Annotated in this window: 7 protein-coding genes; 1 reads left to right on the forward strand and 6 read right to left on the reverse strand. The window is 73.6% G+C overall.

Annotated elements, in window-relative coordinates:
• From ACF062_RS31435 to ACF062_RS31445, 3 genes are all read right to left on the reverse strand, one after another.
• The coding region (locus ACF062_RS31435; RefSeq protein ID WP_392143032.1) for a maltotransferase domain-containing protein at positions 1 to 911 on the reverse strand (911 nt) is incomplete at its 3' end.
• A 384-nt stretch (positions 912 to 1,295) separates the two neighbouring features.
• A complete protein-coding gene (locus tag ACF062_RS31440; RefSeq protein WP_392143033.1) occupies positions 1,296 to 3,623 on the reverse strand; it encodes a protein kinase in 2,328 nt (775 codons plus the stop codon).
• Positions 3,624 to 3,660: 37 nt separating this feature from the next.
• Complete coding sequence (locus ACF062_RS31445) at positions 3,661 to 6,276, reverse strand: serine/threonine-protein kinase (RefSeq protein ID WP_392143034.1); 2,616 nt, start codon at positions 6,274 to 6,276, stop codon at positions 3,661 to 3,663.
• 265 nt (positions 6,277 to 6,541) lie between these two features.
• On the opposite strand from ACF062_RS31445, the gene glgP reads away from it, so the two are divergent.
• Positions 6,542 to 9,169 carry an alpha-glucan family phosphorylase gene (gene glgP / locus ACF062_RS31450; protein ID WP_392143035.1) on the forward strand — a complete coding sequence of 876 codons (2,628 nt, stop codon included), beginning with the start codon at positions 6,542 to 6,544 and terminating at the stop codon, positions 9,167 to 9,169.
• 64 nt (positions 9,170 to 9,233) lie between these two features.
• On the opposite strand, the gene ACF062_RS31455 is transcribed toward glgP, so the two are convergent.
• The 3 genes from ACF062_RS31455 to ACF062_RS31465 form a co-directional block, all read right to left on the reverse strand.
• Complete coding sequence (locus ACF062_RS31455; protein ID WP_392143036.1) at positions 9,234 to 10,865, reverse strand: M4 family metallopeptidase; 1,632 nt, start codon at positions 10,863 to 10,865, stop codon at positions 9,234 to 9,236.
• 312 nt (positions 10,866 to 11,177) lie between these two features.
• On the reverse strand, positions 11,178 to 13,247 hold the full coding sequence (locus ACF062_RS31460; RefSeq protein ID WP_392143037.1) for a M4 family metallopeptidase: 2,070 nt from the start codon (positions 13,245 to 13,247) through the stop codon (positions 11,178 to 11,180).
• A 364-nt stretch (positions 13,248 to 13,611) separates the two neighbouring features.
• Positions 13,612 to 14,364, reverse strand: a complete 753-nt coding sequence (locus tag ACF062_RS31465) for a PaaI family thioesterase (protein ID WP_392143038.1) — start codon at positions 14,362 to 14,364, stop codon at positions 13,612 to 13,614.
• Positions 14,365 to 14,373: the final 9 nt, after the last annotated feature.

Here is a 14,373-nt window from a genome sequence, read left to right on the forward strand (position 1 = left end):
GCACGCCGCACGAAGGCGTCGAAGTCGTCCAGCGTCCCGAGGTCGGGGTGCACGGCGTCGTGCCCGCCCTCCGGCGAACCGATCGCCCACGGCACACCCACGTCGTGCGGGCCCGGGGACAGGGAGTTGTTCGGGCCCTTGCGGTGGGTGGTGCCGATCGGGTGGATCGGCGGCAGATACACCACGTCGAAACCCATGTCCGCCACGGCGGGCAGCCGCTCGGCGGCCGTGCGGAACGTACCCGGGACCGGCGGCTCGCCCGCACGGACCACCGCGCCCTCCGAGCGCGGGAAGAACTCGTACCACGACCCGAACAGCGCCCGCTCGCGCTCCACGACGAGCGGGAACTCCGGTGAGACGGTGACCAGTTCGCGCAGCGGGTGGCGGTCGAGCGCCGACACCACCTCGGGGGTGAGGGCGGCCGCGAGGCGGGCCGCGGGCCGGCGGGCCGGATCGCGCAGGGCCTGCGCGGCGCCGAGCACGGCGGCCCGCCCGTCGCCGGGAATCCCGGCGGCGGCGCGTTCATGGAGGCGGGCGCCCTCCTCCAGGACGAGGTCGGTGTCGATGCCCGCCGGTATCTTGATCCGCGCGTGGTGGCGCCAGGTCGCGACCGGGTCGCCCCACGCCTCCACGGCGTAGGTCCAGCGGCCCTCGGCGTCCGGGGTGACGTCCGCGGCCCACCGGTCGGTGCCGGGCGCGAGCTCCCGCATCGGCGTCCAGGGCCCGGCGCGGCCCTCGGGATCGCGCAGCACGACATTGGCGGCGACCGCCTCATGCCCTTCGCGGAAGACGGTGGCGGACACCTGGAACGTTTCGCCCGGCACGGCCTTCGCCGGTTTTCGGCCGCAGTGGACGGCGGGCCGGACGTCCAGAACGGGGATGGTGGGCTGGGGGGTTGAGCCAAGAGGCATGTCTGACCGCTCCTGTCCGCGTGCACGGATACGGGGGTGTGGAGAGGTTCCGCGGCGCGTGCCGGCCGCGGTGTGCCGGAGTGCGTACCGCAGGAGCCTTCCCACACCCCCCGGGTGGGCAATCCGGCGCTTTGTTAACTACTAGTGCGTAACGGCACATGCAAGACCGGCCCCGACGCGAACGGTGTTCGAGGTCCGAAAATGCACTGTTCGGTACGGGACAGCCGCATATGCCCGAGGGGTGCTCGGCGGGGCGTCCGGGCGTCCGCCGCCCGGCAGGCACGTATGCCGCCGAGGGGCCCGCCCCGCGGCGACGCATGGCGCGGGCGCGCGCGACTGGCGTGTTTCTTCCCCACGGTGCCGGACCCGGGCAGCCGGGGGCGGTCAGGGCGCGTAGCCCGAGAGGATCCTGCCGTCGCCGGTGGCGGCGAAGAGGGCGCCGCCCGCGTACAGGGGCGCGCCGAGCGGCCGGCTGTCGTCGTACTCCGTCTTCCCTTCGGGGCGGGGGATGTTCTTCCTGCGGTACGAGTCCAGATCGTCGGCGGTGGAGCGGCCCCACATCTCGTACCGGCCCACGGCCAGCACCCGCTTGCCCGCAAGGGCCACCGCCCCGGTGTCCTGCGGGGCGCCGTAGCGCCAAAGGCGCCTGCCCGTACGCCAGTCGAAAGCCGACATGTAGTGCGTGACGGGGTCGTCGGCGTCGGGGTTGCGGGTCACCACCACCAGGACGCCCGCCTCGCCGACGACCGGGGGCAGCGCGGGCTCCAGGCCGGGGGCCAGCGTGCGGCGCGTGGCCAGGGTCGCCGGGTCGAGCTCGCGGATTCCCCGGGCGTCATGGTCCCAGCACAGCAGGGACGAGCGGTGGGAGAGCAGGCCGTAGCAGGGCTGCGCGGGGGCGGTGCGGACGGTCTCGCCGGTCTTCGCGGAGAGGGCGAGCACGCCCTTGCCCTCGATCGCCGCGTACAGCCGGCCGCCCTCGGCCAGGAGCGCGTGCTGGACCTTGGCGGGCAGGCGCGGTGACGTCCACAGCTCGCGGCCGTCCTTGGCCCGCCGGGCGCGGACATGGGCCTCGCCGGGCGCCGTCGCCTCGTCCGAGAAGCCGAACTCGGCGGTGTAGACCACCCCGTCCGCGTAGGTGAGCGCCATGACCGCCGTGCCCGAGGGCGCCGGCTTGCGCCAGCGTTCGGTGCCGGAGGACACGTCCACCGCGATCACGCCCCGCTCGCTGGGGACGTAGACCCGCTCGCCGTCGCTCTCCGGCGCCACGGTCTGGACGCCCTGGAGGGCGTCGGCGTCCGCCGCGAAGCCGCGCGAGGTCCAGCGGTGGCCGCCGGTCGCCGCGTCCAGGGCCGTCGCGGCGCCCTTGCCGTCCCGGCACACCAGCGTGGACGCCACGAGGACACAGCCGTGGCCCCGGTCGTCCAGGCTCTCGGGCCGTGCGACCGACCAGGGCCTCCAACCCTTGGGGCGGGCCGGGGCGCGGGTGGCGGCGGCCCCGAAGTCACCGGTGCGCCCGGGGTTTCCGTACTCGGTGACGATGCGGGGCGCGTTGCCGTCGCCGTCGCCGCTGCTTCCGGCGCCGGCGGAGCCGTTGCCGCCCGGGGCGCCCCCGTCGTCCCCCGGAAGCAGCACCGCCGCCAGCGTCACCGCGACGGCCGCCAGCGCCGTCGCGAGGATCCACGGCCGGCGGCGGGTGCTCACGGGGCCGGAAACCGCCGGGGCCCAGGGAGCCGGGGCGGGAGGCGGGGGCGCCGGCAGGAGCGGAGACCGGCCGCCCGTGGCCGTGGCGGTGTCGGCCGCCGCGAACGACGCGCGCGCCGCCGCCTGTTCGCAGCGCGCCACCGCCTCCCGGTGCTCGGCGAAGAGGGAGAGCACCGGAGCGGGCCAGGGCACGCCCGCCCTGGCGGCATCCGCGAGGCGGTCGGCGAGCCCGGCGGCGGTGGGCCGGTCGCCGGGCGCCCGGCGCAGGCAGTCGGTGACCACGTCGCGCAGGTCGTCGGGGACGCCGGAGAGGTCCGCGTCGCCCCGCGCGATACGGAAGATCACCGAGGCCAGTTCCTGGTCGTCGAAGGGGCCGCGCCCCGTCGCCGCGAAGCACAGCACCGCGCCCAGCGTGAACACGTCGGAGGCGGGCACCACCGCGTGACCGCCCTCGATCTGCTCGGGCGCCATGAAGCCGGGCGTGCCCACGACCATCCCGGCCGCCGTCAGCGCCGTCGCGTCGAAGGCCTGCGCGATGCCGAAGTCGATGAGCGTCGGGCCCTCCGGGGTGAGCAGCACGTTGCCCGGCTTCAGGTCGCGGTGCAGGACCTGCGCCGCGTGCACCGAGGCGAGCGCGCGGGCCAGACCGGCGCCGAGCGCGCGCACCGCGCCGGCCGGCAGCGGCCCGCACCGCCGTACCGTCTCCGCGAGCGAGGGCCCGGCGACGTACTCCGTGGCGAGCCACGGCACCTGGGTGTCCGCGTCCCCGTCGAGCAGTTCGGCCGTCCCCGGGCCCGACACCGCGCGCGCAGCCGCGATCTCGCGCCGGAAGCGGATCCGGAACTCCCGGTCGACGTCGAGGTCCGGCCGCACCGTCTTGACCGCGACGAGCGGCGCGCCGGGCCGTGCCGCGCGGGCGAGATACACCTCGCCCATGCCGCCCGCGCCGATCAGGGCCAGCAGCCGGTACGGGCCGACGTGGCGCGGCGGCCCGGACAGGGGGTCGAGCACGGCTCCTCCAAAGGGTGCGGGGCGTGGGGCGCGGGGCTCAGGAGGGCAGTTCGACCGAGACGACGGTCCCCTGGTCGTACACGATCGTGGCGATCCCGCCGAGCGGCAGGACCGTCGGCGGCTTCGGCAGGTCCGCGAGGACCGTGCCGGTGTCCTGCGGCGGCTCCGGGCGGCGGTCGCCGGGCGCGCCGGGGACCTTGACGCCGCGCACCTCGCCCGACTTGGTGAGCGGCACGGTGCGCAGGGTGGTGTTGTCGGCGGTCAGGGCGCGGTCGCCGATGACCAGCGCCCCGGAGGAGACGGGGCGCTCGATGACGTAGTCGACGACGGAGAGGCGTTCCTCGCGGGTGACGCGGCCGTTCTTCGGGTCGGCCACGAGCAGCCTGCCGCCCGTCGTGTCGTACGCGAGGGCGGCGTCCGGGGTGACCGCGCTCACCACGATGTCCAGGCCCGGGTGCCCGTCGGAGCCGATCGGCGGGGCCTTGAAGCCGAACTTCCCCTCGACCGCGAGCGTACGGGGGTCAAGGCGCGTCACGCGGGTCTGCGGGTCGGCGGTCGGGTCATCGAACTCCCCGGTGTCGCCGATGACCTGGGAGCACAGGAGCTGCCCCGACGCGGGCTCCGCCATGAGGGTGCGGCACTGGCCGTCGTCGTAGGCGCCGCCCACCCGGTCGCCCTTCTTCTCGTCGAGCGCGATGACCCCGTCCTCGGAGTCCGCGTAGACGACGCCGTCATGGGCGAGCGCGGCCGTGTAGCCGCCCTGCTCGGCCTTGGCGAGTGTCTTGGTGGCGAGGTCGTACGTCCACACGGGGTCGTCGCCGCGTCCTTCGCGGGGGAAGGCCTGGACCGTGGCCCCCAGAGGGCCGTCCGGGCCGCCCGGCTTGCCCTCCGAGGAGACGATCAGGTGGTCGTCCGTGAGCAGCGCTCCGGTGACCTTCTTGCCGGCAGGCGCGCCCACGGTCCACCGCACGTCACCGGAGCGGGACTCCCGCACCTGCAACCGCCCCTTGTACGCGATGACGGTCGTCCCGCCGCGCACGACGGGGTCCTGGTCGTCGCCCGGCATGAAGAGCGCCCCGGTCGGGCCGAGATACGCCTCGCCGTTCGTGCCGCGGTCCTCGGCCGAGCGGCCGTCGGAGGTCCACAGGCTGTGCCCGTCGGCGGCGTCGCGCGCCTCGTACGTGCCATTGGTCAGCAGGCACACCACCGCCTCGGTGTCGGCCGCGCACTTCAGCGGCGTGTGGCTGAACGTGGCCCGCCACGGCTGCCAGCCCTTGGGCCGCTGTTCCTCGTACTGCGGGACCAGGCCGCTGCGGTCGGCGGTGCCGGACGCGTCGACCCCGGCGCGGGCGACGAACTGGGCGCGGGAGAGGGACGGTCCGTCGGCCCCCGGCGTCCTGGACCCCGTGGCGCCCGCGCTCCCCGCGCCCTCGCCGTCCGCCCCGGCTCCGGAGCCGCCGCCGCGCAGGGCGAGCAGCGCGCCGACGGCGGCGCCCGCCACGGCCACGGCGGCGATGACGGCGACCGCGCCACGGCGTCCGAGGCCGCGCCTGGCGGACGGCGGCGGGGCGGAACTCATGGTGGGCAGGCCGTGCACCTCGGAGCTCTGCGCGGAGGCGGCCGGGGCCGGGGTCCAGGTGGGGACCTGCGTCGGCGGGTGCGCGGGGGCGGCCGCGGGCCGCGCGGGCAGGGGCAGCAGGGGCCGCCCCGAGGCGCACACCTGCTCGACGTCGCGGCGCACCTCGGCGATGGCGGTGAGCACGGCCGCGGGCCACAAGGAGCCGCCGCCTTCGTCGGCTGCTTGGTCGGCACCGTCACCGTCGCCGCCGTCGCCGTCCCGCAGGGCCGTCAGCCGGACGGCCAGCTCCGCCGGTTCCGGCCGCTGGGCCGGGTCCGCTCTCAGGCAGGACGCGACGACGTCCCGCAACGGCGCCGGTACGCCGCCAAGTTCGGCCTCGGCGCGCGCGACGCGGTACAGCACCGCGGCCACCGGGCCGTCCCCGAACGGGTCGGCGCCGGACGCCGCGTACGCCAGGACCGAACCGAGGCAGAACACGTCCGAGGCGGCCACCACATGGCGCCCGCCCGCCACATGCTCGGGGGACATGAAGCCGGGCGTGCCCACGAGCAGGCCCGTCGACGTCATCGTGGTCGCGCCGAGCGCCCGCGCGACACCGAAGTCGATGAGCTTCGGCCCCGCCGCGCCGAGCAGCACGTTCGCCGGTTTCAGGTCGCGGTGCAGGGCCCCCGCCGCGTGCACGGCCGCCAGCGCGCGGGCCACCCCGGCGCCCAGCGCGGCGACGGACGCGACCGGCAGCGGGCCGTGCCGCCGCACGGCCTCGGCGAGGTTCGGCCCGGCGACGTACTCCGTGGCGAGCCACGGCTGCCCGGCGTCCGCGTCACCGGCGACGACATGCGCGACGTAGGGACTGTCCACGGACCTCGCGACGGATATCTCGCGCCGGAACCGGTCCCGGAACGGTGCGTCGCCCGCGACATCCGCGCGGATGGCCTTGACGGCGACGAGCGCGTCCGGTTCGTAGGGCCCCGGCGTGGCCAGGAACACCTCGCCCATGCCGCCGGAGCCCAGCCGGGCCAGCGTCTCGTACGGCCCCACCCGCAGCGGCGAAGTCTCCCGCAACCGGCCGATCATGCGCCCCACCCCCCGGTGGTTCTGTTGTCAATTCCTGTGACGCGTCAGCACATCGCAGATTACAGCGGGTAGGGGGCCGACCGCGGCGTACGCGACTGGAACGCGGGGGATGGCGCGTGGCACGCGAGGCGTGCGCCCCGTGCGCCGTGGTGGCGGACGGCGGCCCGCCGCTACCTTCGTGTGGCGTAGGCCGATATGTGCCGCACCTCTGTGCATTGCAGCGAATTCCTGTGAATCCCCGTGAAACCCCGCGAAGGTGGAGACCGTGAAGGCAATCCGTCGTTTCACCGTCCGTCCCGTCCTTCCCGACCCCCTCGGCCACCTCGCCGAGCTGGCCCGCAATCTGCGCTGGTCCTGGCACCCACGCACCCGTGAACTCTTCCGGTCCGTCGACCCGGGCCTGTGGGAGGCGTCCGGCTGCGACCCGGTGCGGCTGCTCGGCGGCGTCCCGCCCGCGCGCCTCGCCGAACTCTCCCGCGACGAGGACTTCCTGCGCCGCCTCGGCGAGGCCGCGGGCGACCTGCGGGAGTACGTCACCGGGGAGCGCTGGTACCAGCAGCGGGCAGGAGGATCCGCGCACCTGCCGCGCGCCATCGCGTACTTCTCACCGGAGTTCGGCATCACCGCCGCCCTGCCGCAGTACTCCGGAGGCCTCGGCATCCTCGCCGGGGACCACCTCAAGGCCGCCAGCGACCTCGGCGTCCCGCTCATCGGCGTCGGCCTGCTCTACCGGCACGGCTACTTCCGCCAGTCGCTCTCCCGCGACGCCTGGCAGCAGGAGCACTATCCCGTCCTCGACCCGAACGAACTGCCCCTGACCCTGCTCCGCGAGACGGACGGCACCCCCGCCCTCGTGGCGCTCGCCCTGCCCGGCGGACGCTCGCTGCGCGCCCACGTCTGGCAGGCGCAGGTCGGCCGCGTACCGCTGCTGCTGCTCGACTCCGACGTGGAGGAGAACGACCGCGGCGAGCGCGACGTCACCGACCGGCTCTACGGCGGCGGCAGCGAGCACCGGCTGCTCCAGGAGATGCTCCTCGGCATCGGCGGGGTGCGCGCCGTACGGACGTACTGCCGGCTGACCGGCCACCCCGAACCGGAGGTCTTCCACACCAACGAGGGGCACGCGGGCTTCCTCGGCCTGGAGCGCATCCACGAACTGACCGGCCCCGCCGTGGGCTTCGACACCGCCCTGGAGGCCGTCCGCGCCGGGACCGTCTTCACCACCCACACGCCCGTCCCCGCGGGCATCGACCGCTTCGACCGGGAGCTGGTCGCCCGCCACTTCGGGACCGACGCCGAACTGCCGCGCGTCGACGTCGGCGACATCCTGCGGCTCGGCATGGAGACCTACCCCGGAGGCGAGCCCAACCTCTTCAACATGGCCGTGATGGGCCTGCGCCTGGGCAGCCGCGCCAACGGCGTCTCCACCCTGCACGGCGCGGTCAGCCGCGAGATGTTCGCCGGCCTGTGGCCGGGCTTCGACCCCGAGGAGATCCCGATCACCTCGGTCACCAACGGCGTGCACGCCCCGACCTGGGTCGCCCCCGAGGTCCTCGCGCTCGGCGCCCGCCAGATCGGCGAACGGCGCACCGAGGACGCCCTGTCGGTGGGCGGCTCCGACCGCTGGGACGCGGTGGCCGACATCCCCGACACCGACATCTGGGAGCTCCGCCGCACCCTGCGCGGGCAGCTCGTCGACGAGGTCAGGCGGCGCCTGTACGCCTCCTGGCGCCAGCGCGGCGCGGCCACCGCCGAGCTGGGCTGGATCGACGACGTCCTCGACCCCGACGTCCTCACCATCGGCTTCGCGCGCCGCGTCCCCTCGTACAAGCGGCTGACGCTCATGCTGCGCGACCGCGACCGGCTGATGGAGCTGCTGCTGCACCCCGAGCGGCCCCTCCAGATCGTCGTCGCGGGCAAGGCGCACCCGGCGGACGACGGCGGCAAGCGGCTCATCCAGGAACTGGTGCGCTTCACCGACGACCCGCGCGTGCGCCACCGCGTCGTGTTCCTGCCGGACTACGGCATGGCCATGGCACAGAAGCTCTACCCGGGCTGCGACGTGTGGCTGAACAATCCGCTCAGGCCCCTGGAGGCATGCGGGACCAGCGGCATGAAGGCCGCCCTGAACGGCGCGCTCAACCTCTCGGTCCTGGACGGCTGGTGGGACGAGTGGTTCGAGCCCGACTTCGGCTGGGCGATCCCCACGGCGGACGGCGCCGCCACCGACGACGAGCGCAGGGACGACCTGGAGGCCGCCGCGCTCTACGACCTCCTTGAGCGCCGCGTCGCCCCCCGCTTCTACGAGCGGGGCCCCGACGGGCTGCCCGACCGGTGGATCGAGATGGTCCGCAGGACGCTGACCCGGCTCGGCCCGAAGGTCCTTGCGGGCCGCATGGTGCGCGAGTACGTCGAGGAGCTGTACGCCCCCGCCGCCCGCGCCCACCGCGCGCTCGACGTCACGGCCGCAGGCGAGCTTGCGGCGTGGAAGGCCCGGGTGCGCGCGGCCTGGCCGCGGGTGACCGTCGACCACGTGGAGGCCTCGGCGACGGGTGCCACCGCCGAACTGGGCGCCACGCTCGCCCTGCGGGTGCGCGTGCACCTCGGCGAGCTGACCCCCGACGACGTGGAGGTCCAGGCGATCGCGGGCCGCGTCGACCCGGAGGACCGCATCACCGGCGCCACGCCGGTGCCGCTGAAGCCGGTCGGCGGGCCCGACCAGGAGGGGCGGCGGGTGTACGAGGGGCCGCTCGCGCTGGACCGGACGGGGTCGTTCGGGTACACGGTGCGGATCCTTCCGGCGCACCGGCTGCTTGCGGACGGGGCCGAGCTGGGACTGGTGACCGTGCCGTCGGAGGCCACCGGTGAGGCGGCGGGGGTACTGCTGCGGTGAACGCGAAAGGGGCGGCGCCCCGTCGGACGCCGCCCCTTTCCCGGGGGGTACTGCCTGCTACCTGCTACTTGACGTTGACGCCGGTCCAGGCCGCGGCCACGCGCTTGTACTCGGTGGAGTCCGCGCCGTACAGGTCCTTCGCGGCACGCAGCGTGCCCTTGCGGGCCGCCTTGTAGTCCGTGGTCGACGTGAAGTACGTCGTCAGGGCCTTGTACCAGATCTTCTCGGCCTTGGCGCGTCCGATGCCAAGGACCTTGGAGCCGTCGGCGGTCGGCGAGTTGTACTGGACGCCGTTGATCCGCTTCTTGCCGCTGCCCTCGGACAGCAGGTAGAAGAAGTGGTTGGCGATGCCCGAGGAGTAGTGGACGTCGACGTTCCCGGCGCCGGCCTTCCACTTGTCCAGGGAGCCGCCGTCCTTGCTCGGCTTGTCCATGTAGCGCAGCGGGGTGCCGTCGCCGTTGATGTCGATCTTCTCGCCGATGAGGTAGTCACCGACGTCCTTGGGGTTCTTGGCCCTGAACTCCACGGCGGTGGCGAAGATGTCGGAGGTGGCTTCGTTGAGGCCGCCGGACTCGCCGCTGTACTCCATGTTGCCGGTCGCCGAGGTGACGCCGTGCGTCATCTCGTGGGCCGCGACGTCGATCGAGGTGAGGGGCTTCTTGTTGCCCTCGCCGTCGCCGTACGTCATGCAGAAGCAGCTGTCGTCCCAGAAGGCGTTGACGTAGTTGTTGCCGAAGTGGACCCGCGACGTGGCGCCCTTGCCGTCGCCGTTGATGCCCTTGCGGCCGTGCACGGCCTTGTAGTAGTCCCAGGTGAGCTGGGCGCCGTAGGCGGCGTCGACGGCGGCGGTCTGCGCGCTGGAGGGCTTGCCGTTGCCCCAGACGTCGTTGGCGTCCTTGAAGAGCTTGCCCGCGCCGCTCTCCGCGTGCTTCAGGTCGAAGGTGCGGTGGCCGCCGCGGGCCTTGTCGGTCAGCTCGTAGCCGCTCGCGACCTTCTTGGAGCCGACCTTCACCTTGCCGCTGTACTGGCTGTTGCCGGTGCCGTTCTCGATCTCCTGGTGCTGGTACAGCTTCTTGCCGGTCGTGGCGTCCGTGATGACGTGGAGCCGGCTGGGCGTGCCGTCCTTCTGCACCCCGGTGACGACCGTCTCGTACGCGAGGACGGGCTTGCCGGAGGCGGCCCAGATCACCTTGCGCGGGGCCTGTGCGTCGGCCTGCGCGGTCTTCGCCTTCGCGGCGGTCGACTCGGCGGACCTCGCCACGGAGGACTTGGGCTGCTCGGCCTGTGTGGAGGCCACCTTGACGGTGGCCTCGGTCGCCTTGGTGACGCCCTTCGGCTCGCCGTTCCTCGCGGTGTGCACGACGAGGTCGCCGCCGAGGACGGGCAGGCCGTCGTAGGTGCGCTCGTAGCGCGTGTGGGTCGTGCCGTCGCGGTCCTTGACGACGTCGCGGACGACGAGCTTCTCCTTGGCGCCGAGGCCGATGCGCTCGGCGGTCGCCGATCTGTCGGCGTTCGCGTCCTGGAGGAGGTCCGCGCGGGCCGTCGCCGAGAGGGCGACGGGGGAGCCGGACGGCTCGGTGTCCTGCTCCGGCTGGGCGGAGGCGCCGGTGGTCAGTCCGGCGGTGAGCAGCGCTCCTGCCGCGACGGCGGTGGCTATCGCGAGCGTCGAGCGCTTGGCGGATATACGAGAGGTCACGCGGGCTCCATCTGTGGGGGCCTGGACGGCATGGAGGGCCGCCCAGGGCAGAAAAAGACGCGATGCGGATGTGCGGAGTGGTGCCGCACGTGCAGCGTGTTGCGGGGAAGCGTGTCATTCGAGCCAGGTACATGTCAGCATTTTGGCTGGATGTTGGCCGGATATGGTCCGTTGAGCGATGGTCGACATACGTAATGCGAACAGGGCGTGAACGTGCCCGGCCGCCACAACACGCGCGCCGCCCCGGGGAGTCGATCACCCGGGGCGGCGGCGTGTCTGTGTGCTGGGCGGAACTCGCGCTGGGCGCGGGGCCTACGGGAAGGTGACCTTCCAGCTGTTGATGTAGCCCGTGTCCTGCGCGGCCTTGTCCTGGACCTTCAGCTTCCAGGCGCCGTTGGCGACCTCCGATGAGGCGTTGACCGTGTACGTCTCCTTGACGTTGTCCGCCGAGTCCGAACTGCTCGTCGGCTTCAGCGGGTAGACCGTGCCGTCGGGGGCCACCAGGTCGACCTGGAGGTCACCGCGCCAGGTGTGCACGATGTCGACGCCGACCTTCAGGGCGCTGGGCGCGTTGCCGGTGCGTCCGGTGACGTTGACCGTGGAGGTGACCGCGGCGCCGTTGTCGGGAATGGAGACGTCCGTGGTGTTCTCGAAGGAGGTGCCGCCGGGCTCCTCGCCGCCGGGGCGGGCGCCGACGTTCACGGCGGCCCAGGCGTGGGCGACCGCCTTGTACTCGGTGCTCGTCGTGCCGTACAGCTCACCGGCGACCGCGAGCGTCCCGGTGCGGGCCGCCGCGTAGTTGGTCGTCGTCGTGAACTTCGTGGTGAGCGCCTTGAACCAGATCAGCGACGCCTTGTCCCGGCCGATGCCGGTCACCGGCAGGCCGTCGGAGGTCGGCGAGTCGTACTGGACGCCGTTGATCTCCTTCTTGCCGCTGCCCTCGCTGAGCAGGTAGTAGAAGTGGTTGGCGACGCCCGACGAGTAGTGGACGTCGATGCCGCCTATCCCGGAGTACCACGAGTCCTTGGACGAACCGTCCTTGCTCGGCTTGTCCATGTAGCGCAGCGGGGTGCCGTCGCCGTTGATGTCGATCTTCTCGCCGACGTTGTAGTCGCCCTTGTCCTGCGCGTTGTTGGCGTTGAACTCGACGGCCGCCGCGAAGATGTCCGAGGTGGCCTCGTTCAGGCCGCCGGACTCGCCGCTGTAGGTCATGTTGCCGGTCGCGGCCGTCACGCCGTGCGTCATCTCGTGGGCCGCCACGTCGATGGAGGTGAGCGGCTTGGCGTTGCCCGCGCCGTCGCCGTACGTCATGCAGAAGCAGCCGTCGGACCAGAACGCGTTGACGTAGTTGTTGCCGTAGTGGACCCGGGAGTACGCGCCGACGCCGTCCCCGCGGATGCCGCTGCGGCCGTGCACGTTCTTGTAGTAGTCCCAGGTCAGCGCGGCGCCGTAGTGGGCGTCGGCGCCGGCGGTCTCCAGGTTGGCGGGCAGGCCGTTGCCCCACACGTCGTCGGCGCCCGAGAAGAGGGTGCCGGTGCCGGAGGTGCCGCGGTTCAGGTTGTACGTCTTGTGGTTGCCGCGGGTGGTGTCGGTGAGCGTGTAGTTCGACCCCGACTGGGCGGTGCCGAGGGGCACCTGACCGCTGTACTGGGTGTTGCCCGTGCCGTTCTCGATGCCCTGCCACTGGAAGAGCTTCTTGCCGGTGGCGGCGTCCGTGACGACGTGCAGCTCGTTCGGCGTGCCGTCGTGCTGGAGACCGCCGACCACGGTCTCGTACGCGAGGACCGGCTCGCCCTTGGCCAGCCACACGACCTTGCGCGGCGCCCGGTCCGCGTCCGTCTTCTTCGAGCCCTCGGCCTTCGCGGCGCTCAGCGCCTGCTTCTCCGCGGCCGACGCCTTGACCTCGGCGCTCATGTCGATGCCCTTGAGCCGCGCCTTGGCGGCCTTGGTGACGCCCTCGGTCTTCCCCGACTTGGCGGTGTCGACGATCAGGTCGCCGCCGAGGACGGGCAGGCCGTCGTAGGTGCGCTCGTAGCGGGTGTGGACCGTGCCGTCACGGTCCTTGGTGACGTCGCGGACGACGAGCTTCTCCTTGGCGCCGAGACCGAGGTCCTTGGCGGTGTCCGCCTTGGTGGCGTTGGCGTCACGGATGAGCTCGGCGCGCTGGGCGGGGGAGAGCTTGGCGGCGAGCGCGCCGGGGTCGACCTTCCCGAGCCTCTGGGTCGCGGTGGGGGACTTCGCCGCGGGGTCGTCGGCCGAGGCGGGGCCCGCCTGGACGGCGACGGCCAGCAGGGCGGCGACTGCGGAGAGGGCGCCGACGGCGGTCGCGCGGGTGCGGGCCGAACGGCGGTGGGAGGTCGGTCTGTGGGAGGTGTTTCTCAACACGGACTCCTTCTGCGCGGCCGCGGGGTGGCGCGGCCAGAGCTACCGGGCGGCTGGATCGCCGTCCGGGCAGAGCGGGGGCGGTACGCAGAACTTGGGCGGTACGCGGAACTGGGCGTTGCACAAGGGGCATTGCGTGAAGAGAAACCGTCGCGTTGTTGAAAGCCGTGCGGCGGTCGAGGGGAAGAGTGGCACCGGAGCCGTGTCTCTGTCAGGAGCGCATCAAGAGTTGGCCGGAATTAGTCCGTTGGCCGGTTGGGCGCGTTCGTTATGCGGAGTGGTGGCCGGAGGGTGGGGCGACTCCGGTGCGGGCGGCCCGTGCGCGGTCAGGCACTCCTCTCGCGCACGGTGCGCTGCTCGAAGCTCAGCCAGCTGATCCGCCCGTAGCCCGCGGGCGCGGGTCGATCCACAACGCCTCGCCGACCGCGCACAGTTCGCCCCGCGCCGTGGCCACCGCCACGCCCATCGTGTGCTTGCGGCCCGTCGTGGCCGTCGGCCAGGCGTACGTGATGTGGTCCTCGCCGGTGGCCACCGGGCGCAGCAGTGTCGCCGTGAGCGAGGCCGTGACCGCGCCGGGCCGCAGCGTGCCGACGTGGATCCCGGCCCAGGCCGTCGGGCAGTCGAGGACGGCCCAGAGCAGCTCCGCCCGCAGCAGTCCCCGCGCGTCCGCGAACGCGGGGTGCGGGGTCCAGGCGGTCGCCACCATGTCGCTGCCCGGCACCCGCGCGCAGTGCTGGCGCAGGCCCCGGTCCGGCGGCCGGTGCCCGCAGCCGAAGCAGTCCACCGACGTCCCGTCCACGGCGAGGCCGGTGAGCCCGCCGGCATGGAACGCCTCGGTCGCCGCCCGGGCCCGCTCCAGGGACGGCGCCGGCGGCACGTCGGCCACGGACACGGCGGGAGCCGGCGTCGCCGTCGCCAGCACGGCGTCCGCCCGGCCGGTCAGCCGGGCGCCGCCGCCGTCCAGTTCCGCGAGCCTCAGCGGTACGCCGACCGGGGTCGCGGCCCGGAAGTCCACCCGGACGGTGCCGGCCGACGCGCACCCGGCGAGCAGCCCCGCGACGTACCCCCCGAAGGCGACGTCCGGGTACCCCTGGTACTGCGTGGGAATGGTGCACATGCCGTGGGA

Origin of the sequence: Streptomyces sp. NPDC015345 (assembly GCF_043078805.1) — a bacterium.
Taxonomy (GTDB): domain Bacteria; phylum Actinomycetota; class Actinomycetes; order Streptomycetales; family Streptomycetaceae; genus Streptomyces.